This window comes from Brevundimonas sp. UBA7506 (assembly GCF_002479495.1).
GTDB lineage: Bacteria > Pseudomonadota > Alphaproteobacteria > Caulobacterales > Caulobacteraceae > Brevundimonas.
The window spans coordinates 896448-917399 of sequence record NZ_DLNQ01000005.1 but is presented as its reverse complement, the minus strand read 5'-3'; the positions used below and the strand labels follow the sequence as shown (position 1 = coordinate 917399).

At 68.0% G+C, this 20952-nt stretch carries 21 protein-coding genes and 1 tRNA gene; 12 read left to right on the top strand and 10 right to left on the bottom strand.

Annotated features, from left to right (window positions below; all coding sequences use genetic code 11):
• The first annotated feature begins 48 nt into the window (after positions 1-48).
• Complete coding sequence (locus tag B3K53_RS06405; RefSeq protein WP_292083306.1) at positions 49-543, top strand: hypothetical protein; 495 nt, start codon at positions 49-51, stop codon at positions 541-543.
• 12 nt (positions 544-555) lie between these two features.
• On the opposite strand, the gene B3K53_RS06400 is transcribed toward B3K53_RS06405, so the two are convergent.
• Complete coding sequence (locus B3K53_RS06400; protein WP_292083305.1) at positions 556-1182, bottom strand: DUF938 domain-containing protein; 627 nt, start codon at positions 1180-1182, stop codon at positions 556-558.
• Between the two features lie 216 nt (positions 1183-1398).
• On the opposite strand from B3K53_RS06400, the gene B3K53_RS06395 reads away from it, so the two are divergent.
• Positions 1399-3249, top strand: coding sequence for a phosphoenolpyruvate carboxykinase (GTP) (locus tag B3K53_RS06395; RefSeq protein ID WP_292083304.1), 1851 nt, complete (start codon positions 1399-1401; stop codon positions 3247-3249).
• 48 nt (positions 3250-3297) lie between these two features.
• Positions 3298-4308, top strand: coding sequence for an NAD(P)/FAD-dependent oxidoreductase (locus tag B3K53_RS06390; RefSeq protein ID WP_292083301.1), 1011 nt, complete (start codon positions 3298-3300; stop codon positions 4306-4308).
• 15 nt (positions 4309-4323) lie between these two features.
• On the opposite strand, the gene B3K53_RS06385 is transcribed toward B3K53_RS06390, so the two are convergent.
• Positions 4324-5058, bottom strand: a complete 735-nt coding sequence (locus B3K53_RS06385) for a TonB family protein (RefSeq protein WP_292083300.1) — start codon at positions 5056-5058, stop codon at positions 4324-4326.
• A gap of 130 nt (positions 5059-5188) precedes the next feature.
• On the opposite strand from B3K53_RS06385, the gene B3K53_RS06380 reads away from it, so the two are divergent.
• Positions 5189-5995, top strand: coding sequence for a transglycosylase SLT domain-containing protein (locus B3K53_RS06380; protein ID WP_292083298.1), 807 nt, complete (start codon positions 5189-5191; stop codon positions 5993-5995).
• 99 nt (positions 5996-6094) lie between these two features.
• On the top strand, positions 6095-7237 hold the full coding sequence (locus B3K53_RS06375; RefSeq protein ID WP_292083297.1) for a DUF2336 domain-containing protein: 1143 nt from the start codon (positions 6095-6097) through the stop codon (positions 7235-7237).
• Between the two features lie 71 nt (positions 7238-7308).
• On the opposite strand, the gene B3K53_RS06370 is transcribed toward B3K53_RS06375, so the two are convergent.
• The 3 genes from B3K53_RS06370 to B3K53_RS06360 form a co-directional block, all read right to left on the bottom strand.
• Positions 7309-7782 carry an Hpt domain-containing protein gene (locus B3K53_RS06370; RefSeq protein WP_292083296.1) on the bottom strand — a complete coding sequence of 158 codons (474 nt, stop codon included), beginning with the start codon at positions 7780-7782 and terminating at the stop codon, positions 7309-7311.
• A gap of 62 nt (positions 7783-7844) precedes the next feature.
• Positions 7845-8621: an NAD kinase gene (locus B3K53_RS06365; RefSeq protein WP_292083295.1), complete on the bottom strand. Its 777-nt coding sequence runs from the start codon at positions 8619-8621 to the stop codon at positions 7845-7847.
• A gap of 31 nt (positions 8622-8652) precedes the next feature.
• Positions 8653-9807 (bottom strand): DUF2336 domain-containing protein, encoded by a 1155-nt coding sequence (locus B3K53_RS06360; protein WP_292083293.1) that lies wholly within the window; start codon positions 9805-9807, stop codon positions 8653-8655.
• Positions 9808-9971: 164 nt separating this feature from the next.
• Between B3K53_RS06360 and B3K53_RS06355 the strand changes: the two genes are divergently transcribed.
• The 4 genes from B3K53_RS06355 to B3K53_RS06340 all read left to right on the top strand — a co-directional run bounded on the left by B3K53_RS06355 (position 9972) and on the right by B3K53_RS06340 (position 15989).
• The gene (locus B3K53_RS06355; RefSeq protein WP_292083292.1) at positions 9972-10736 is read left to right on the top strand and encodes a class II aldolase/adducin family protein; all 765 of its coding nucleotides are present in this window, start codon (positions 9972-9974) and stop codon (positions 10734-10736) included.
• On the top strand, positions 10733-11509 hold the full coding sequence (locus tag B3K53_RS06350; protein WP_292083290.1) for a hypothetical protein: 777 nt from the start codon (positions 10733-10735) through the stop codon (positions 11507-11509). The genes B3K53_RS06355 and B3K53_RS06350 overlap by 4 nt, the downstream gene beginning before the upstream one ends.
• A 110-nt stretch (positions 11510-11619) precedes the next feature.
• Positions 11620-12753, top strand: coding sequence for an efflux RND transporter periplasmic adaptor subunit (locus tag B3K53_RS06345; RefSeq protein WP_292083289.1), 1134 nt, complete (start codon positions 11620-11622; stop codon positions 12751-12753).
• Between the two features lie 2 nt (positions 12754-12755).
• Positions 12756-15989: an efflux RND transporter permease subunit gene (locus B3K53_RS06340; RefSeq protein WP_292083378.1), complete on the top strand. Its 3234-nt coding sequence runs from the start codon at positions 12756-12758 to the stop codon at positions 15987-15989.
• A gap of 19 nt (positions 15990-16008) precedes the next feature.
• Here the strand turns inward: B3K53_RS06340 and B3K53_RS06335 are convergent, their stop codons facing one another.
• On the bottom strand, positions 16009-16542 hold the full coding sequence (locus B3K53_RS06335; protein ID WP_292083288.1) for a c-type cytochrome: 534 nt from the start codon (positions 16540-16542) through the stop codon (positions 16009-16011).
• Positions 16543-16690: 148 nt separating this feature from the next.
• Here B3K53_RS06335 and B3K53_RS06330 point away from each other — a divergent pair, with 148 nt between their 5' ends.
• Together B3K53_RS06330 and feoB are read left to right on the top strand one after the other, a co-directional pair.
• Positions 16691-16963: a FeoA family protein gene (locus B3K53_RS06330; RefSeq protein ID WP_292083287.1), complete on the top strand. Its 273-nt coding sequence runs from the start codon at positions 16691-16693 to the stop codon at positions 16961-16963.
• Entirely contained in the window at positions 16963-18846 is a 1884-nt protein-coding gene (feoB, locus tag B3K53_RS06325) for a ferrous iron transporter B (RefSeq protein WP_292083286.1), read from the top strand. Before B3K53_RS06330 ends, feoB begins: the two co-directional genes overlap by 1 nt.
• 72 nt (positions 18847-18918) lie before the next feature.
• Here the strand turns inward: feoB and B3K53_RS06320 are convergent, their stop codons facing one another.
• The 3 genes from B3K53_RS06320 to B3K53_RS06310 all read right to left on the bottom strand — a co-directional run bounded on the left by B3K53_RS06320 (position 18919) and on the right by B3K53_RS06310 (position 20076).
• Entirely contained in the window at positions 18919-19545 is a 627-nt protein-coding gene (locus tag B3K53_RS06320) for a TetR/AcrR family transcriptional regulator (RefSeq protein WP_292083285.1), read from the bottom strand.
• A gap of 87 nt (positions 19546-19632) precedes the next feature.
• Complete coding sequence (locus B3K53_RS06315; RefSeq protein ID WP_292083284.1) at positions 19633-19941, bottom strand: hypothetical protein; 309 nt, start codon at positions 19939-19941, stop codon at positions 19633-19635.
• A gap of 60 nt (positions 19942-20001) precedes the next feature.
• Positions 20002-20076: transfer RNA gene (locus tag B3K53_RS06310), tRNA-Thr, on the bottom strand.
• 51 nt (positions 20077-20127) lie between these two features.
• On the opposite strand from B3K53_RS06310, the gene B3K53_RS06305 reads away from it, so the two are divergent.
• A complete protein-coding gene (locus tag B3K53_RS06305; RefSeq protein WP_292083377.1) occupies positions 20128-20478 on the top strand; it encodes a DMT family protein in 351 nt (116 codons plus the stop codon).
• Here B3K53_RS06305 and B3K53_RS06300 read toward each other — a convergent pair whose 3' ends face one another.
• Positions 20479-20916, bottom strand: a complete 438-nt coding sequence (locus B3K53_RS06300; RefSeq protein ID WP_292083283.1) for an HIT family protein — start codon at positions 20914-20916, stop codon at positions 20479-20481. It lies immediately after the preceding gene.
• Positions 20917-20952 lie beyond the last annotated feature (36 nt).

The following is a 20952-nucleotide window of genomic DNA, read 5'->3' as shown; positions in this document are numbered from 1 at the left end:
TCCGAGCGGGTGATCGAATATTGAACGACAACCTTTGAAGGAGACGTCTTGTCCGCTCAACGCAACAGCTCGACCGCTTCACGCCCTCGTCAGGGCTTCAACCGACCCGCCCCCGTGCGTCTGCGCGTGGGCCTGATCATGCGCAAGGGCATGGATTTCGGTCCTTTGGGCGACATGGAGACAGCGCTGCGCTTTGACGGCGTGTCCCTGGCGCCGATCTCCACCGGCGACGCCAGCCTGATCAGCGGCGGCGTGCCCGTTCTGGCCACCGCCACGGCGGACGACATCACCAGCGGACGGGTCAAGGGCGTGGTCGTGCCGGGCGGCGAGGCGGACGAGGCTGGCCTGGTTCAGGTCAAGGCGCTGCTGGGTCTGGCCAAGGCTCAGGGCATGCCGGTGCTGGCCTTTGCTGACGGCGTGGCCCTGGCGGCTGAAGCCTTCGGCGTGGCGGCGGATGCGCCGGGCGCCGTCTTCCAGGGCGGCAAGGTCGCGCTGATCAACGAGCGCGCCGAACTGTCGGCGGTGGTGGCGACGATTTCCTGATCGCGCGCCTGACTAGGTTCGTCTGAACAGAAGGCTGATGTTGTTGGCGGGCATTTCCGTCCGCAGCGTCAGCGTCAGGCCATGCGATCGGGCCAGAGCGACGACCTCGTCCCGGTCACGCAGGCCCCAGGCTGGATCGCGGGCCTTCAGATTGGCGTCAAACGCCTCGTTCGACGGCGTCAGCGGGATCTCGGCCTCTCGATAGGCCCCATAGAGATACAGCAGGCCGCCGGGGCGGGGCAGGGCGCGCTCCGCCAGCTTCATCAAGCCTTCGGTCGCGGCCCATGGACTGATGTGGATCATGTTGATGCACAGGACCGCCTCGAACTGACCCTCGGGCCAGCTCGTTTGGTCCATGCAGTCCAGCGCCAGCGGCGTTTGCAGGTTTGGGGCCCCAGCCTGAGCGGCCCAGGCGGCGATGCTGGCGCGGGCGTCCGGGCTGGGATCGCTGGGGGTCCATTCCAGGCCGGGCAGGGCGTTGGAAAACGTCAGGGCGTGCTGGCCGGACCCGGCGGCGATCTCGAGCACGCGTCCGCTTTTGGGCAGATGGGCGCGCAACAACTTCAGGATGGGCTCGGCGTTGCGAACCGAGGCTGGCGAGGCCAGCGCGCCGTCGGGCAGGGCGGTCAGGGTGTCCATGGTTCGCATCGGTCCGTGATATCGCCGCTAGTCGTCTGTCGCGACCGGAAAACTTGCTGCGACGCAGCAAATTTATTCCGACAAGAGTGAATTGCAGCAACGGTTGACCTTACGTCGTCTCCGGTGGCATTGCGCCCTGTAACAGGGCGTGATCGGCGCCCGACTCGTCACGACGGCGTCAGATCGTCGGGCGGCACGGTTCAGGAGACCATTACTGTGACTGCAGACGTATCGATTCCCGGACTCTATCCGGCGCCCACCGCCCACAAGGGCCTGATCGCCTGGGTCGAGCAGATTGCGGCCCTGACCAAGCCGGACCGGGTGCATTGGTGCGATGGATCCGAGGCCGAAAAATCGGCCATCATCGCCGACCTGATCGGCAAGGGCACGCTGAGGGAACTGGATCAGTCCAAGCGCCCCGGCTGCTACTACGCCGCCTCGGACCCCAAGGACGTGGCTCGCGTCGAGAGCCGCACCTTCATCTGCTCGGAAGACGAGGCCGACGCCGGTCCGACCAACAACTGGTCCGATCCGATCGAGATGCGCGATCGCCTGGACGGCCTGTTCGACGGCTGCATGAAGGGCCGCACCATGTATGTGGTGCCGTTCTGCATGGGCCCGCTGGGCTCCAAGATCTCCGCCCTGGGCGTCGAGATCACCGACAGCGGCTATGTCGCCGTGTCGATGGGCGTCATGACCCGCATGGGCAAGGGCGCGCTGGACATGCTGGGCGCCGACGGCGTCTTCGTGCCCGCCGTCCACACCCTGGGCGCGCCGCTGGCTGAAGGTCAAGCCGACGTGCCGTGGCCCTGCAACGACGACAAGTGGATCGTCCACTTCCCCGAGACTCGCGAAATCTGGTCCTACGGCTCGGGCTACGGCGGCAACGCCCTGCTGGGCAAGAAGTGCTACGCCCTGCGCATCGCCTCGATCATGGCCCGCGACGAGGGCTGGCTGGCCGAGCACATGCTGATCCTCAAGCTGACCAGCCCCGAGGGCGTGTCCAAATACGTGGCCGCCGCCTTCCCGAGCGCCTGCGGCAAGACCAACCTGGCCATGCTGCAACCGGCGCTGGACGGCTGGAAGGCCGAGACGGTCGGCGACGACATCGCCTGGATGCGTTTCGGCGACGATGGTCGTCTGTACGCCGTGAACCCGGAAGCGGGCTTCTTCGGCGTGGCGCCGGGCACCAGCCGCAACACCAATCAGAACGCGCTCGAGACCCTGGCGAAGAACACCATCTTCACCAACGTCGCCCTGACTGCTGACGGCGACGTCTGGTGGGAAGGCCTGACCAAGGAAGCGCCCGCAGGCCTGGCCAACTGGAAGGGTCAGCCGCATGACCCGGCCTCGGGCGAGCCCGCCGCTCACCCCAACGCCCGCTTTGCAGCGCCCGCCGGCCAGTGCCCGGCCATCGCGCCCGAGTGGGAAGACCCGGCGGGCGTGCCGATCGACGCCATCCTGTTCGGCGGCCGCCGCGCCTCGGCCGTGCCGCTGGTGACGGAAGCCTTCGACTGGGAGCACGGCGTCTTCATGGGCTCGACCGTGGCCTCGGAAGGCACCGCCGCCGCCGAGAACAAGGTCGGCGAACTGCGCCGCGATCCCTTCGCCATGCTGCCCTTCTGCGGCTACAACATGGGCGACTACTTCGGCCACTGGCTGAAGGTGGGCGAGAAGGCCGACGCCTCGAAGCTGCCGCGCCTCTTCTTCGTCAACTGGTTCCGCAAGAACGAGGACGGCAAGTTTGTCTGGCCGGGCTTTGGCGACAACGCCCGCGTGCTGAAGTGGATCGTCGAGCGTCTGGACGGCAAGGCCGAGGCCGTGGACACCCCGGTCGGCCGCGTGCCGACCAAGGCGGCGCTGGACCTGTCGAGCCTGAGCCTGTCGGACGCCGACCTGAAGATCCTGTTGGACGTCGACGCCGACGTCTGGACCGAGGAAGCGGCCCTGATCCCCGCCTTCTACGAGAAGTTCGGCGATCGCCTGCCCAAGGCTCTGTGGGGCCAGCACGCGGCCCTGACCAAGCGTCTGGAAGAGGCCCGCGCCGCCAAGCTCGCGGCCGAGTAAGACAAAAGCCGGGTTGAAATCGGGGCGCGGGAGGTCGAAGGACAGCCCGTGCCCCTTTTCAATTCTCAAGACATCCTGGTGGTCGGCGCGGGCGTTCTGGGCCTGTGCACGGCGGCGGAACTGGTCCGGCGCGGCCATGCGGTGACGGTGGTCGATCCCGGCGGGCTGAACGCCTCGGGTGTCGCGGCGGGGATGATCGCCCCGGCGATGGAAAGCGCCGTCGATGACCTGAGCCCCGAGCACGCCGCCCTGCTGCGCCGCGCCCGCGACGCCTGGCCAGACTTCGCGGCGGCGACCAGTGTTCGGCTGGACCGCGATCTGGCCGAATGGCGGGGTGGGAACGTCGAGGTGTTGGCCGGACGATTGGCCTCCTTGGGCTTTGAACACGTCTACGACCGCGATGCGGGGCGGCTGATTACGCAAGAGGACTGGAAGGTCGAGCCGGCTCAGGCCCTGGCGGCGCTAACCCAGGACGTGCGGACGCTGGAAGGCCGCGCGACGGCCCTATCGCGGTCGAACGGGCGTTGGCGCGTCGAGACGACGGCTGGGGCGGTCGAGGCGGATCAGGTCGTGCTGGCGACCGGGGCGGGGGCGGCGCCGGACGGCCTGCCTGAAACCGTAGCGCGTCTGCTGGGCCTGATCTCGCCCATTCGGGGGCAGATCGGTCTGGTGAGCGAGCGGCTGGTCGACCACGTCGTGCGCGGTCCCGGCGCCTATGTCGCGCCTATGGGAACCGGCAGCGTCATCGGGGCGACCATGGAGGCGGGCGAGCGGTCGCTGACGCCGGATCCCGAACGCTGCGCACAGATGCTCGACGCGGCCTGGGCCGTGCTGGGCCAGACGCCGCGTCCGCTTCAGATCGAATGGCGCGCGGGCGTGCGCGGCGCGACGCCGGACGGCCTGCCGATGGCGGGGGCGGTCGAGGACGGGCTGCATCTGGCGGTCGGGCCGCGCCGCAACGGCTGGCTGGTGGGGCCGCTGGTCGCCGGCGTGGTGGCGGACGAAGTCGAGGGCCGGTCCTCGAAAGAACCGACCCTCGCCCCCCGTCGCTTCATCTAGCCTTCGAGGGCAGTCCTACTCGGGCAGGTTGAAGCGAATGGCCATGCTGACGCGGGCCCCGTCGACGGCCTGACCGTCCACCGTGCGCGGACTGAGACGGAAGTAGCGGGTCAGGCCCATGGCGGCGCGTCCGAAGCCCTGGTTGCCGGGCGTCTCGGATGTCACCGAACAGTCGGTCAGGCTCCCGTCGACCCTCACCAGACAGGACAGGTTGGCGACGCCGCTGACGCCCCGCGCCTCGGCCGCTGAGGGATAGGCTCGCATCATCTGTTCCGCCGTCGGTTTGCGCACCCAGTCGGGGTTGGTGATGACCGGCGGCGATCGGACCGGTTCGGCCGCAACCGCGGTTCCGGTCGATGGCTCGCTGGCGGGCGCGGTCAGGTTGATGACCGGCCCGGCGTCCAGCGAGGTGACCGGGGCGATGGGAACCACCAGAGGCGGCACTTGGGACGAGATGATGTTTTCCGCCCGATGGATCGGCGGCGTCGGCGCCGGCGGAACCTTGGGCGCGACCAGAGGTTCCGGCGGCTTGGGCATGGGCAGGATGTCGATGACGGTGGTCGGCCCATCCTCGATCGCCGGAATCTCCGCCAGCTCGAACCGTTGATTGTAGAGCCACACCCCGGCGCCGACGTGGACCAGGGCGGATGCCCCGATCGCCGCCCACATCCAGCGCGGAATCGGCTTCTTACGCTCGGAAAAGTCTATCGGGCTCACCAGTCCGGGGCCGCCCGCGGTTCTGATCATCATGGCCTTCAACGCCTCCTGTCGCAGGCCCTCCCCAGCGCCCACGGAACAATGGTCGCGCTCGGCTTGCGGCTTTATTGCGGCGCTTGGGCGGTTAGGTTTTCGTTAACCTTAGTTAGCGACCGTCAACCATATGAGCGTAGGAGCGATTCCATCATCTGGCGGGGTTGAGGCGGCCATCCGGCGTGCGTCCAGCACGACCGGCGTGGACTTCGATTTCCTGATGAAGACGGCGCGCCGCGAAAGCGCGATGAACCCGTCCGCGCGGGCTCCGACCTCCTCGGCCTCGGGTCTGTTCCAGTTCATCGAGCAGACCTGGCTGGCCACGGTGAAGCAGCACGGCGCCAAGCACGGTTACGGTCAGTACGCCGACCTGATCCATCGCGGCGATGACGGGCGCTGGCGAGTGCAGGGCTCGGCCCGCAACGTGGTGCTGGACCTGCGGTTCGATCCTCAGGCCGCCTCGACCATGGCGGCGGAGCTGACGGCCTCCAACGCCGCCTATCTGCGCGGCCGCACGGGGCAGGAGCCGGGCGCGGGCGATCTCTACGCGGCCCACTTCCTCGGCCCGGCGGGCGCCGCCAAGCTGATGGAGGCCATGCAGGCGCGACCGGGCGCCAGCGCCGCGTCCTTGTTCCCCGAAGCGGCGTCGGCCAATCGTTCGATCTTCTATCGCAACGGCCGCCACGCCACGGTGGCCGAGGTTCACGCCAACCTGCAGCGCACGGCGGGCGAGGGCGCTCCGGCGGCGGGCGTCGGCTCGGGTCCGAAGAACGCCGTGCCGGACCTGAGCGAAAGGGACCGCATGCTGGCCGCGCGTCTGGATCGCCTGAAGCAGGACCAGAGCCTCTTGGCCTTGCTGCTGGGACAGGACGGTCAGGGCGGCAAGAGCAGCGGCTTCGGCGGGGCTTTCGCGCCGCCCTCGGAGACGGCGGCGTAAAAGAACGTGGTTTCGCCTCATTCCTAATAAGGCGTTAACTATGTAACGCTAAGCGTGACGATTGATTCTTCGCCCGCCGCCTAGCTTACGAGCTCCCGCATGACCGCCTACCGCGCCCGACTGACGGAAAGCGATATCCGGCGCCTGATCAAATCGGATGCCGAAGACGACCGCGCCGCGGCGGCGCACAAGCTGTGCCGCAGCATCGACCGGATGCAGATGGACGACGCCGATCGGGCGGCGGCTCAAAAAATTCTGGGCGTTCTGGCCAATGACGCCGCCGAACTGGTTCGTCGCGCCATGGCCGTCACGCTCAAGGCGTCGGACCAGATGCCGCGCGAGGTGGCGCGCCGCCTCGCCGCCGATGCAGACAGCGTGGCCCTGCCCATCATCGCCAGTTCGCCGGCGTTCACCGACGACGACCTGATCGAGATCATTCGCGCCGGCTCGGTCGTGCGCCAGAACGCCGTCGCCTCTCGCGGGCGCGTGCCGCGCGACGTGGCCACGGTCCTGGCGGCCGAGGGTTGCCGCTCGGCGGTGCAGATTCTGGCTTCGAATGATAACGCCGACCTTTCCGAGGCCGCCCTGGGCGTGGTCATTGACCGCTTCGGTCAGGCGTCCGAGGTCGTGTCCGCCATCGCCTACCGTCAGGTTCTGCCCCTGTCCGTGACGGAACGCCTGGTGGCCCTGGCCAGCGACGCCGTGCGCGAGCATCTGGTGACGCGTCATGCCGTGGCCCCTGAAACCGCCATCCAGTTCGCCCAGTTCACGCGCGAACGGGCGACGGTCGATCTGGTCGATCAGGCGCGGGTCAGCAACGACCTGCCGGCCTTCGTCGCCGGGCTGAACGCGCGCAAGGTTCTGAACGCCTCCCTGCTGCTGCGGGCGCTGGCTCGCGGACAGATGGCCCTGTTCGAGCACGCCCTGGCCGAGTTGGCGGGCACGCCGCATCATCGCGCCTGGCTGATGGTGCACGACGCCGGGCCGCTGGGGCTCAAGGCCATCTATGACCGGGCTGGCTTGCCGCCGCGTCTGTTCCAGGCCTTCCGCGCCGGGGTCGACACCTGGCGCGCCCTGCAGGCTGAGGGCGGCGACACCGCCAGCGACGCCTTTCGCCAGCGCATGCTGGAGCGCTTCCTGAGCCAGCGGCCCAACGCCTCGCGCGACGATCTGACCTATCTGATGGAGCGCCTGGATCGTCCGGCGGCGCCGGGCGCGGAGGCGGCGGTCAGCGCGGCCTGATCCAGGCCATCGCCCATGAAAAAAGGCGCCCCGACATCGGCGGCGCCTTTTATTGTGGCTGTGAGCGGGCCTCAGGCCAGATGTTCGGCGACGCGGGCTTCCAGGGCTTCGGCCAGGTCGCGGCCCACCGGATGATCGTCCGTCTGGATTTCGTCGCGGACCACGGCGCGGATGGCGTCGACGTGGGCGTCCAGAATGGCGGTCGGCGCCTGCATCCGCTTGTCGGCGTCGTCCATCATCCGGCACAGGGAGCCGGCGATCCGGGTCACCAGCGGGTATTGATAGGTGGCGCCCAGGCCTTTCAGATCATGGGCGCGGAAATACAGGGCCTCGGCGGTTTCCGACGTATAGCCCTTGGCGCGGATGTCGGCCTGGGCCTGATCCAGCTTGACGACCTCGTCGTTCAGCCACTGGCCGAACTGGGCCGACATGGCCTTGAGCGCGGCCTCGGCCTTGGCGATGGCGTCGGCGTCGATGCCGCCGAATCCGCCGACCTTGGCGCGCAGCGGGTGGGGCGGGCGAATGACCTGGGGAGGATTGCTCACGTGACGGCTCCTGAACTCTTGGCGGAGAGCCTAGGGGCGGAGGCTTAAAATCCCGTGACGTTTCAGCTGGCGAACTGTTCGGCCATGACGCGCTCCTCGAACGAGCGTCCGGCGTCGAACAGCATGGTCAGGCTGATGTCACGGCGCTCGCGGACCTCGACCCGTGTGACGCGGCGGACTTCGAAGTTGTCAGCGGTGGCGCTGACCGGGCGCTTGTCGGGCTCCAGCACCTCGAAGCGAACGCGGGCTGTGTGCGACAGCAGGGCGCCGCGCCAGCGCCGGGGGCGGAAGGCGCTGATCGGCGTCAGGGCCAGGCTGGGCGCGTCCAGCGGGATGATCGGACCATGTGCCGACAGGTTGTAGGCGGTCGAGCCGGCGGGCGTGGCCACCATGCAGCCGTCGCAGCTCAACTCCTCAAGCCGCACCTTGTCGTTGATGCTGACGCGCAGCTTGGCGGTCTGACGCGTCTGACGCAGCAGGGAGACCTCGTTGATGGCCAGGCCGCTGTGGACTTCGCCGCTTTCGACCCAGGCGTCCATCTGCAGGGGGTGGATGACGGTCCGGTCGGCGCCGGCCAGGCGCTCCTGCAGGTCGTCCTCCTCATAGTCGTTCATCAGGAAGCCGACCGAGCCCCGGTTCATGCCGTAAACCGGCGTACGGAGCTGCAGGTTGTTGTGCAGGGTCTCCAGCATGAAGCCGTCGCCGCCCAGGGCGATGATGACATCGGCCTCGGCCACCGGAACCGAGCCGTAGCGTTCGCTCAGCCGTTCGCGCGCCGCCTCGGCTTCGGGGCGGTCGCTGGCGACGAAGGTCAGGGCGAGGGGAGCGGTCTTGTTCACAGTGCTAGGCAAGCGGAGCAAGGGGCCCGTGTCAAACGGAAGCGCCGCCCAGTTCCGCCATCAGCAGGCGGAATTCGTAGGCGGCTTGATCCGCCGAGCGGTCCGCCAGCCGCCAGGCCGAGGCATCGGGATCACGCGGGAAGCCTCCGTTCAGCTTGCGGATTTCGGTCAGAAGCGCGGGGAAGGCGGCCCGATCCAGTCCCACCGCGATGCAGGCCAGGAAGAGCGGGCGGGCTGTGTCGCCGGCCAGCGCCCGACGGATCTGGGCGATCTCGAAGCGCCCCAGCACGGCCAGGCCGTGAGCAAAGACTCCCAGCTTTTCCTCACGCAGGGCCCGGATCAGATAGGCGGGGCGCAACTGACCGGCCGCGTGCAGCTTGGCCACCAGTCGGGCGTCCGTTTGGTCGGCGGATGCGGCTTCCCAGGCGACGGCCGTGTCGCGAGCCGTGGCCTGGGCCGTGGTCTGGGCTGTGGTCTGGGCCGCGCTCTGGAGCGCCTCGGTCAGCCGGGCGGGGTCCAGGCTGAAGCGGTCGCCGATCGCCTGACGCAGGGCGTCGCCGACCCACTCGTAAAGGCGCAGCGCCAGGTCTTCATTCAGCGATGGGTGGCGGGTCAACGGCGCGCGCAGGGCGGCCAGCTGGCGGGACCTTTCGACCAGATCGGCGAAAACGGCGGGATCAATCCGAGCGCTGCGATTGCTGGCCAGGGCGGTCATCACGGCCGGATCGGCCCCCGCGACGATGGCGCGGGCTACGGCGGCGCCGAGATCGGGGCGAAGGGCCACCTGAATCTGATGCTCGATCGAGCAATCGGCCAGCAGTTGCAACAGGTCGTCATCGAGCAACAGGGGGCTGCCTGCGATCACCGGACGGGCGATCTCGATCTCGTCGGCGGCCAGCATCCGCACCAGGGCGGCGGGCGCCCAGTCGACCTTGGCCAGCCGTTGCGCCAGAACCTGACGGATCTCGCGTTCGGCCTTTCGGGTCAGGGCGATGAAGATGTCGGCCAGGGCGTCGGGCGCGCCGCCGTGGTCGGCGGCGGATTCATAAAGGCCCGCCACCCCCATCAGCAGGCGATGCTGATCGTCTGGCGACCGAGTCTTGGCCAGATCCAGCAACTGGCTCAGGCCCGCCAGCGGCACGGCTTGGGAGGGCTTGTCCGGGTCTAGCGGAACGACTGTGGACACTGGCGGCTCCGCGCATCGAAAGACGGCCGCCCGGGCCGCGCGGCATAGTCATCCTGACGGCGTGAAAACAGGGTTAACGAAAACCTTCCGGGGCGAACGCCGGTCGCTTGACGTCACGCCGGAGCGGCGCGAGGTTCAACCGAACAATGATAAGGGAGGTCGTCATGGCGGACGGATCGGCGTCGTCGCTTAAGTCGCGGGTGTCGGAGGCCGAGTGGCAGGCGCGGGTGGAACTGGCCGCTCTGTATCGGCTGGTCGCTCTGCACGGGTGGGACGACATGATCTTCACCCACATCTCGGCCCGCGTGCCGGGGCCTGAACACCACTTCCTGATCAACCCCTACGGCTGGTATTTCGATGAAATTACAGCCTCTTCCCTGGTGAAGGTCGATCTTGACGGCAATATCGTCCAGGAGACGACCAGCTTCATCAATCCGGCCGGCTTCACCATTCACTCGGCGGTCCACGCGGCACGCGAAGACGCCAAGTTCGTCATCCACCTGCACACGGTGAACGGCGTGGGCGTGGCGGCGCAGAAGGACGGCCTGCTACCGATCAGCCAGAACGCCTGCTTGCTGCAGCATCAGGTGGCCTATCACGGTTACGAAGGTCTGGCGCTGAACCATGACGAGCGCGAGCGGCTGGTGGCGGATCTGGGCGACAAGCCGCTGATGCTGCTGCGCAACCACGGCACCCTGGCGGTGGGCGAGACGGCGGCCCAGGCCTGGGTGGGTATCTTCTTCCTGGAGCGGGCCTGCGCCCAGCAGGTGGCGGCCCTGTCGGGCGGACGTGAGCAGGTGCTGATCGCTCCGGACGCGGCGCAGGCCGAGACCAAGGATCAGGGGCGAGGCATCGGCTTTGTTTCTTCCCTCGCCTGGCCGGGCGCCCTGCGTCAGCTGGAACGAAAATCGCCGGGCTACGACGTGTGAAGGCGGTCGGGGGGCTGCTGATCGGGTTGGCGACGGCGGGGGCGTCGTCGTCGGCCTTGGCGGGAAGCTGGGCTCTGCCGAAGGGGCAGGGGCAGACCATCCTGAAGTACGAGGAAATGCGCGCCGATCGAGGCTTTGTCCCCGGCGGCACGGTCCGGCTGCCGGTCGAGCGCAAGGATCGTTCGGCGTCGCTGCTGGCCGAGTATGGCCTGACCGAGCGGTTGACCCTGCAGGTCAAGGGCGAGTGGCAGCAAGGACAGGACGCCTTTGTTCGGTATGACGGGCGTGGGCCGGTCGAGATCGGCGCCCGGTGGCAGGCCTACCGTGACGACGACAAGGTTGTGGCCGTCTATGCCGGCTATGCCCAGGGCGGGGCCGGCCGCAACGCCGGCTATGCAGCGCCGGGCGCGGGCGACAGCGATTGGGAGCTGCGGGGGCTGGTCGGGCGCTCCTGGCATTCCGACGGTCGCCGCTGGGCGCCTCGGCGCGGCTTCGCAGAGGCGCAGGTGGCGCGACGCTGGCGTCAAGGCTTGCCTGACGAGGTTCGGGTCGATCTGACGGCGGGGGCGCATCTCAATGACGACTGGATGCTGATGGCGCAGGGGTTCGGCGGCGCGACAGACGGCGAGGGCGCGCGCTGGCTGTCCGTCGAGGTCTCGGCCGTTCGTCACTTCGGAGCCTGGAGCCTTCAGGGCGGATGGCGACAAGCTGTCGCGGGGCGGGAAACGCCCGTCGCCAGAGGTCCGATCATCAGCGTTTGGCGTCGCTTCTGACGCAATTTGCCGCGACGGAAACCAAACCCCTCCACGTTACAGATACTTTATTTGCGTAACGGCCATGACCCGCTAAGCGGGACCGCTTGTTGTCGGGGAGACTGCGTCGCGTGTTCAAACGCCATTTTTTCATCATCGCGGCGGCCTGTCTGGTGGGGCTCATGGTCCTGGCGGCGGTGCTGAAGATCACCCTCGCTGACGACAACAAGGGCGGCGCGGGCGGTCCCGGTCGGGGCGGCCCTGGCGGCGGGCGCGGTCAGGCGGTGGCCGAGGCCGTCGCAACCCCGCGCGAGTTCGCCGACCAGATCCGGGTCCTGGGCGTGGCCCGCAGCAAGCGCTCGGTCAACATCACCTCCAATACGACCGAGCTGATCACGCGCGTCATGTTCGTGGACGGCCAGCGGGTCGCGGCGGGCGCCCCACTGGTCGAACTGCAGGCGCGCGAGGAAGACGCCGACCTGATCCAGGCGCGGGCCCAGCTGGCCCAGGCCCAGCGCGAATACGACCGCTTCAAGATTCTGGCCGAGCGCGGCGTGGCCCCGCGCGTCACCGCCGAGCAGGCCGAAACCGCCCTGCAGAGCGCCCGCGCCGCCGTCGCGGCGTCGGAAGCCCGTCGCGGCGACCGTGTGCTGCGCGCGCCCTTCGCCGGGGTTCTGGGTTTGACGACGGTGACGCCGGGGACCTTGATCTCGCCCGGATCGGTCATCACCACCCTGGACGACACCAGCGCCATCCGCGTCGATTTCCCCCTGCCCGAACGCTATCTGGGCGTGCTTCAGGTCGGCACTCCTCTGATCGCCACGGCCGACGCCTATGCCGGCGAGAGCTTCAACGGCCGCATCGCCCTGCTGGATACGCGCGTCAATGAACAGACCCGCGCCGTCATCGCCCGCGCCGAGTTCGCCAATCCGGGCGCCCGCATCCGTCCCGGCATGATGATGCGCGTGGCCGTGCAGCAGGGCCGTCGTCAAAGCCTCTCGGTGCCCGAGGCCGCCGTGCAGTACGAGGGCCAGGGCGCCTTCGTCTATCGCATCGCGCGCGGCGAGAAGGGCACGACCGCTCAGCGTGTCGAGGTGCAGACCGGCGCCGTCGAGGGCGGCTTTGTCGAGATCCTGTCGGGTCTGGACAACAATGACCGCGTGGTGGCTTCGGGCCTGAACCGCATCCAGCCGGGCGCGCCCGTCACGGTCGGCGGGGGCGGCGACAAGAAGGGCGGCGCGCGCGCAGCTCAGGCGGCGCGCTGATGATGCTCTCTGATGTTTCGGTCCGGCGCCCCGTCTTCGCGGCGGTGGCGGCCATCGTTTTGTGCGTCATCGGCCTGGCGGCCTTCTTCTTCCTGCCGGTGCGCGAACTGCCGGACGTCGATCCGCCCATCGTCTCGGTCAGCACCAGCTACGCGGGCGCCTCGGCCGAGGTGATCGAAAGCCGGATCACAGAGCCGATCGAGCAACAGATCGCCGGCATCCAGGGCGTTGAGCGCATCAACTCGACCAGCCGCGACGGTCGTTCGAACGTCAACATCGAGTTCTCGCTGGACCGCAACATCGACGACGCCGCCAACGACGTGCGCGACCGCGTCTCGCGCGTTCAGGGGCGTCTGCCGGATCAGGCGGACCCGCCGGAAGTGGCCAAGGCCGACTCCGACAGCCAGCCGATCATGATCATGTTCCTGCGCTCCACGACGATGAACCGTCTGGAACTGACGGATTACGCCGACCGCTATCTGGTGGACCGCTTCGCCACCGTGCCGGGCGTGGCACAGGTCAACATCTTCGGCGAGCAGCGCTACGCCATGCGCATCTGGCTGGACGCCGCCGCCATGGCCGCGCGCGGCCTGACCGTCGCTGACGTCGAAACCGCCCTGACCAACCAGAACGTCGAACTGCCCGCCGGTTCGCTGGAGTCGACCCAGAAGGACTACACCGTCCGCGTGGCCCGCACCTATGCGCGGCCCGCCGACTTCGCCCAGTTGCCTATCGGCACGCGCGGCTCGGCCTCGACGGCCACCGGCGCCCAGGCGTCCGGCACGCTCGGCGCGGCGTCCGCCGCCATGACCAACGGCGTGACCGGCGCCCTGCTGGGCAGTGCGGCCTATGTCACGCGCCTGGGCGACATCGCCCGGATCGAGGAGGCCCCCGCCGAGGCGCGTCGCCTGTTCCGCGGCAACGGCATCGACCAGATCGGTCTGGCGGTCACCCGTCAGGCCCAGTCCAACGACCTGCAGATCTCGGACGGCGCGCGCGCCCTGATGGAGCAGATCAAGCCGACCCTGCCGCCCGGCACCACGCTTGAAGTCGGGTCCGACAACTCGGTCTTCACCTCGCACGCCATTGACGAGGTCTGGATCACCATCGGCATCTCGATGGCCCTGGTGGCCCTGGTCAACTTCATCTTCCTGGGCAGCCTGCGCGCCGCGATCATCCCGTCGGTGGTGGCGCCCATTTGCTTGCTGGCGACCTTCATCGTCCTGGCGCCGCTCGGCTTCTCGCTGAACCTGCTGACCTTGCTGGCTCTGGTGCTGGCCATCGGCCTGGTGGTCGATGACGCCATCGTCGTGGTCGAGAACATCCAGCGCCGTCTGGACCACGGCGAGCCGCCGCTGGTGGCCGCCGAGCGCGGCGCGCGTCAGGTCTTCTTCGCTGTCGTGGCGACGACCGTGGTGCTGCTGTCGGTGTTCGCGCCCCTGCTGTTCCTGCCGGGCTACGTCGGTCGTCTGTTCGTCGAACTGGCGGCGGCCATCGCCGCGGCCGTGGCCTTCTCGGCCTTCCTTGCGCTGAGCCTGTCGCCGATGCTGGCGTCCAAGATCCTGAAGCCGGCCCAGACCGGCGGCTGGCTGGCCCGTCGCGTCGACCGGGCCATGGAGGCGCTGAAGCACTCCTACGCCAACTCGCTGAACGCCCTGCTGGGCCGTCGCGCCGCCGTGGGCGGGGTCATCGGCCTGATCGTCCTGGTGGCGGCGGGCGCGGGCGGCATCTTCCTGGTTCTGCCCAATGAGCTGGTGCCGAACGAGGATCGCGGCCGTGTCCAGATCCGGGTCCAGGGGCCCGAAGGCGCTGGCTTCGACTACACCCGCAAGATCATGCTGGGGCTGGAGCCGATCCTGGCCGAGTACCGCGACAGCGGCGAAGCCGCCAACTACCTGATCTCGTCGCCCGGTTTCGGCGGCGGCAGCTACAACTCTGGAAACGGGGTTCTGAACCTGGCCGACTGGTCCCAGCGCACCCGTTCGGCTGACGAGATCGCCCAGGAGCTGAACGGCAAGCTGCGGGGCCAGACGGACGCCCAGGTCAACGCCTCGACCCCCGGCGCCTTCCAGCGCGGCGGCGGCAACTCCAACTCGGTCGAGATGATTGTGACGGGCGCCGAATACGGCCCGATCTACGACTGGCTGCAGCCCATCCTGGCCGCGGCGCAGGAAAACCCCGGCCTCTCGCGACCGCGCCTGAACTATGAGCCCAACGCGCCGCGTCTGCTGGTCGACGTCGATCCGCAGAAGGCCGCCGCCCTGGGCGTCTCGTCGCAGCAGATCGGCCGCGCGCTGGAAACCATGTTCGGCTCGCGCCGCGCCACCACCTACATCAAGGGTGGTCAGGAGTACGACGTCATCCTGCAGACCGACCGCGACAACCGGCGAGGCGTGACCGATCTGGAGGCTCTTTACGTCTCCACCGGCGCGGGCCAGCTGGTGCCGCTGTCGGCGGTGGTCACCACCAAGACCTCCGGCGACACGCCCGATCGCCGACGTCTGGATCGCCAGCGCGCCATCACGCTTTCGGCCGATCTGAACCCCGGCACCACCATCGACGACGCGGTCGCCTTCCTGAACGCCGAAGTGGCCAAGCAGCCGCAGGGCGCCGTCACGATCCGGTGGGGCGGCGCGGCCCGCGATCAGCAGGAGGCGGGCAGCGCCGTGGGCTGGGCCTTCGGTCTGGCCTTGCTGCTGGTCTTCCTGGTTCTGGCGGCTCAGTTCGAGAGCTGGATCACCCCCGCGGTCATCATGCTGACCGTGCCTCTGGCGGCGGCGGGCGGTCTGTTCGGTCTGTTGATGGCGGGCTCCAGCCTGAACATCTACAGCCAGATCGGCCTGATCATCCTGATCGGGGTGGCGGCCAAGAACGGCATCCTGATCGTTGAGTTCGCCAATCAACTGCGCGATCAGGGGCGGAGCATCCGTGAGGCCATCATCGAGTCCTCCAGCTTGCGCCTGCGCCCGATCATCATGACCTCGATCGCCACTGCCTTCGGCGCCCTGCCGCTGGTGCTTTGGCAAGGTGCGGGCGCGGGCAGCCGTCAGACCATCGGCGTGGTCATCTTCACGGGGGCGATCTTCGCCACCATCCTGACCCTGTTCGTGGTGCCGGTGATCTACGGCGTCCTGGCGCGCTTCACCAAGTCGCCGGAATACACCGCTCGCAAGATCGAGGAGTGGGAAGCCCAGGAGATCGCCGACGGCAAGACGCCGGACATGACGCCGGGCTGATCCGCCCGGCGTCCAAGGGTCATGAAGCGGGGGCCGTCGCGGCAGCGGCGGCCTTCGCCGTTTCCGGGGCATAGCCGGTCTCGACCTTCAGGAAGGCGATGACGTCGCGGCGGTCCGTGGCGTCGCGCAGGCCAGCGAAGGTCATCTTGTTGCCGGGCAGGAAGGTCCTGGGGTTCTCCAGCCAGTGATCCAGCTTGTCGGCGTCCCAGGCGAAGCCCGCCGTGCGCAGGGCGTGCGAGTAGCTGTACTTGTCCATGGCTCCGGCCTGTCGCCCGAAGACGCCGTACAGGTTCGGCCCCGCCATGTTCGGGCCGCCCGGCGTGATGGTGTGGCAGGAGCGGCAACGGGCGAAGGCTCGACGGCCGTTCTCCAGGTCGCCGGCATTGTAGGGCGCGGGCAGGGCGGCCAGCATGGCGACCTTCTCCGCCTCGGTCGGCGCGGGCGGCGGCGGAGCCTTGGGCGTCGCATCCGCGGCGGGCGCGGCGTTGTCGCCGCAGGCGGCCAAGGCGAACGAGGCGGTCAGGGCTGCGGAAAGAAGAAGGTTGGTGCGCATGGCGAACTCCATAGGCCAGTCGCTCTTGATAGCCGATGGGCGATTGGTCGCAACGGCGCCGGTTATCGTTACTGGACGCGAACGGTTCGCAGCTGATAATCACTGTCAACTTAAGTGAGCGGCGCCGGGCGCCGTCGTAATGAGCGCCATGACCGACACCATCAAACTTAGCCAGGCCCGACGCGGCGATCGCGGCGTCATCGTTCAGGTCGGCACGCATTGCCACCATCAGGACCACGAGATCGAGCTGGAGCGTCGCCTTTTGGAACTGGGCTTCGTCGAGGGTGCGCGCGTCGAGTTGCTGCACGAGGGCCTGTTCGGTCGCGATCCCATCGCGATGAAGGTGGACGACATGCGCGTGGCCTTGCGCCGGCATGAGGCGGCCAGTCTGACCATCCGTCTGGATAGAGGAAACGCCTGATGGATATGGCCGTTCGTACTGCCCGCATCGCTCTGGTCGGCAACCCCAACAGCGGCAAGACCGCCTTGTTCAATGCTCTGACCGGCTCGCATCAGAAGGTCGCCAACTACGCCGGCGTCACCGTCGAGCGGAAGGAGGGGCGCATCCACGCCGCCGACGGCCGCACTCTGTCGGTGCTGGACCTGCCGGGCACCTATTCCCTGCGCGCCCGCAGTCTGGACGAGGAGGTAACCCGCGACGCCGTGCTCGGCGCCCTGCCGGGCGAGACCCCGCCGGACGTGGTGGTCTGCGTCGCTGACGCCACCAACCTGCGTCTGGTGCTGCGTCTGGCGCTGGAGTTGAAACAGGTCGGTCGCCCGATGGTGCTGGCCCTCAACATGTTCGACATCGCCCAGCGTCAAGGCCTGCGCATCGACCTTGAAAAGCTGTCGGCCGAGATTGGCGCGCCCGTGGTCACGACGGTGGCGACGCGCAAGCGCGGCATCGCCGAGCTGGTCGCCGCCGCGCAGGCTCAGGCCGATCAGGCCGTGGGCGAGACCCGCAGCGAGTGGCACGCCCCGTCCGCCGCCGAAATCCGCGACGCCCACCGCGAGGCCGAGCGCATCATGAAGGCTTGCGTGCGCCCGCCCGAGCGGCCCGACACCTTGACCGGCAAGATCGACAGCGTCCTGCTGCACCCCATCGCCGGTCTGGCCATTCTCCTGGCCATCCTGTTCGTCATGTTCCAGGCGGTCTTCACCTGGGCCACGCCCGCGATGGACGGCATCGAGGCCTTCTTCGCCCTGGTTGGCGGATGGGTGGCCACGGTCCTGCCGGATCAGGGCTTCACCGGCCTGGTGCAGAGTCTGATCGTGGACGGTCTGATCGGCGGGGTCGGCAGCGTCCTGGTCTTCCTGCCGCAGATCCTGATCATCTTCCTGTTCATCATCGTGCTGGAAGACTTCGGCTACATGGCCCGCGCGGCCTTCCTGATGGACAAGATCATGGGCGGGGCGGGGCTGCACGGCCGCGCCTTCATCCCCCTGCTGTCCAGCTTCGCCTGCGCCATTCCCGGCATCATGGCCACGCGGGTGATCGAGGCGAAACGCGACCGCTTGACCACCATCCTGATCGCGCCGCTGATGACCTGCTCGGCGCGGATTCCCGTCTACACCCTGATCATCGCCGCCTTTATCCCCAACGAGACCGTCTGGGGCTGGGCCAGCCTGCAGGGGTTGGTGATGTTCGGCCTCTATGCGGCGGGCATCGTCAGTGCGCTTCTGGTCTCGCTGGTGATCCGCCGGGTCTTCTGGCGCGGCGCCGTCGAGCCCTTCATGATGGAGCTGCCGGCCTACAAGATCCCCGACATCAAGAGCGTCCTGTTCAATCTGTGGCTGCGCGCCAAGATCTTCATTCGCCGCGCGGGCAAGATCATCCTGCCGCTGATGGTCATCGTCTGGGCTCTGTCGACCTTCCCCTATCCGCCCGAAGGGGCGACGGGACCGGCCATCGACTATTCCTTCGCCGGCATGATCGGCAAGGCTCTGGAGCCCATCTTCGCCCCCATCGGCTTCAGCTGGCAGATGGTGGTGGCCCTGGTCCCCGGCATGGCCGCGCGCGAGGTCGCCGTGGCGGTGCTCGGCACGGTCTATTCGATCGCCGGCGCCGAAGAGAACGTCGGCGCCCTGGCCTCGGTCCTGTCGGCCGACTGGTCGCTGGCTACGGGTCTGGCCTTCCTGGCCTGGTACGTCTTCGCGCCGCAATGCCTGCCGACCCTCGGCGTGGTTCGTCGCGAGACCGGCTCGATGAAGTGGACCATGATCATGGTCGGCTATCTGTTCGGGCTGGCCTATCTGGCGGCCTTCATCGTCTATCACGTCGCCGTGGCGCTGGGCGGGGGCTAAGGCCGCGTCGGGTCGAGGAGGCGGAGCCTTCTGACCGCGGCCCACCAGGAATGACGCTGGGCCCTTGGGGCGTCAGCGCCCCGTCGTCAGCTTCACGACGATATGCGCCGTCGTGTCGACAATGGCCTCGGCAGTGTCGGCGCGGCGCATCAGGGCGAAACCGGCGGCGACTGACTCGACCAGATTGGCGGTCTCGTAGGAGGTCAGGCGCGGGCTGAGGCCCTCCGGCAGGTGACCGTTGGCCTTGGCCTGGGCGATGCGGCGTTCCAGCGCCAGGTGCAGGCGGCGCATTCGCTTGATGCGGCTTTCAGCGAAGTCGGGCTCGCCCTTGTCGGCCAGCATATGCTCGACCCGCAGCACCGGCCCATGGTCGTTCCAAAGGGCCAGGACCTCCAGCACATAGGCCCGTACCGCGTCAAAGGCGCGGTCCGCGGTCCAGTCGGCGTGAATGTGCCGCGCCAGGCGTTGAAAGTCCTCGCCCGCCTCCTCGCAGAGGATCAGCAGGCCTTCCTCGACCGACTTGAAGTAGGTGTAGAAGGTCGGCGCCGAGACGCCCGCCGCCATAGCCACGTCGGCGGCTCGGATTTCGCCCAGGTGCTTGTGATTCAGCAGCTCGCGCAGGGCGTCGAGTATGGCGCGACGGGTCCGCGCGCCGCGCGTCCCGATCTTGTGGCCCAGCTTGTTGGTCGTCTCAGACATGGGGAGGAGGCGGCGGGCTACAGGTGTCGTCAATGGCAGCCTATAGCCTGCGCTGGATAAGGAAGGCCAGCGCTCTCACTCGGGCGGCTATTCGCGCGGAAGGCCGCCCAGAGGCAGTTCCTCATGGCCGATCCCGGCGGTCGCCTCTTCTATGTATTGCTTCGCGGCGCTTTGCTGGTTCGCCGCCTGTTGAGCGGACACGCAGACATCTCGTCTCAGGACTGAGCCTGTGCGGGCGCGGTGCTGGCAGACCGGTCGGGCGCGGCGATTGGACCTGGCCGTTTCCGCAGGACGGGCGGCCTGCGAGGCTTGCGCGGCCGGAGACGTCTGTGCGCCAGGTTCAGCCTGCGTCGTGGGCGTCTGCAACGCCGCGAGCAAAATGAGGGTGAGGATCATCTGCCTTGCTCCCTGAGAAGAGGGCAGGTTAGGCGAACATTGGTCGTTAATGCAAGGCGATGGTGCCGGATGCAGGATTTGAACCCGCGACCTTCGGTTTACAAAACCGCTGCACTACCACTGTGCTAATCCGGCGTTGCGCGCCTTATGCTGGTGGAATCGTCAGGACGCAAGCACAGTCCGGCCATGCCGATGACGCCCTATCTTACGCCGATCCTTCTGCTGGCCCTGTCGAACGTCTTCATGACCTTCGCCTGGTACGGTCACCTGAAATTCGGGTCCAAGCCGCTGTGGATCGTGGTGATCCTGAGCTGGGGCATCGCCTTCTTTGAATACTGCCTGGCCGTGCCCGCCAACCGCATCGGCCATCAGGTCTATTCGGCGGCCGAGCTGAAGACCATGCAGGAGGTGATCACCCTGCTGGTCTTCGCCGTCTTCTCGGTGGCCTATCTGGGCGAGAAGCTGACCCTGAACCATCTGGTCGGGTTTTCGCTAATCGCGGGCGGGGCCTTCTTCATATTCAGGGGGCCGCTGTAGTCAGTCCAACTCGGCGGCGATCCGCGTGGCCAGGGCCTTGAGGTGTTCGGTGTCGGCCATCGGCGCATGACCGTGGCCCTTCATGGCGCGGTCGGCCCATCGTGGAACGATGTGGAAATGCAGATGGAAGACGGTCTGGCCTCCGGCCTCGCCATTGAACTGCATGAGGCTGAGGCCCTCGGGCTTCAGCGCCTTTTCGACCGCGCGGGCGGTGCGCTGGACGGCGGCGGTCAACTTGGCCAAGCGCTCCGGCTCGATCTCCAGGATGTTTCGCGCCGTCGATGTCTTGGACACCACCAGAACGTGGCCCTCGGACTGGGGAAAGACGTCCATGAAGGCCAGGACGTCATCGTCTTCCCACACCCTCACGCTGGGGATTTCGCCGCGCAGGATCTTGGCGAAGATGTTGTCGGGGTCGTAGGCGCCATGAAGGCTCATGGGGAGGCTCCGTCAGAGGTGTCGCGCGGAGGCTAG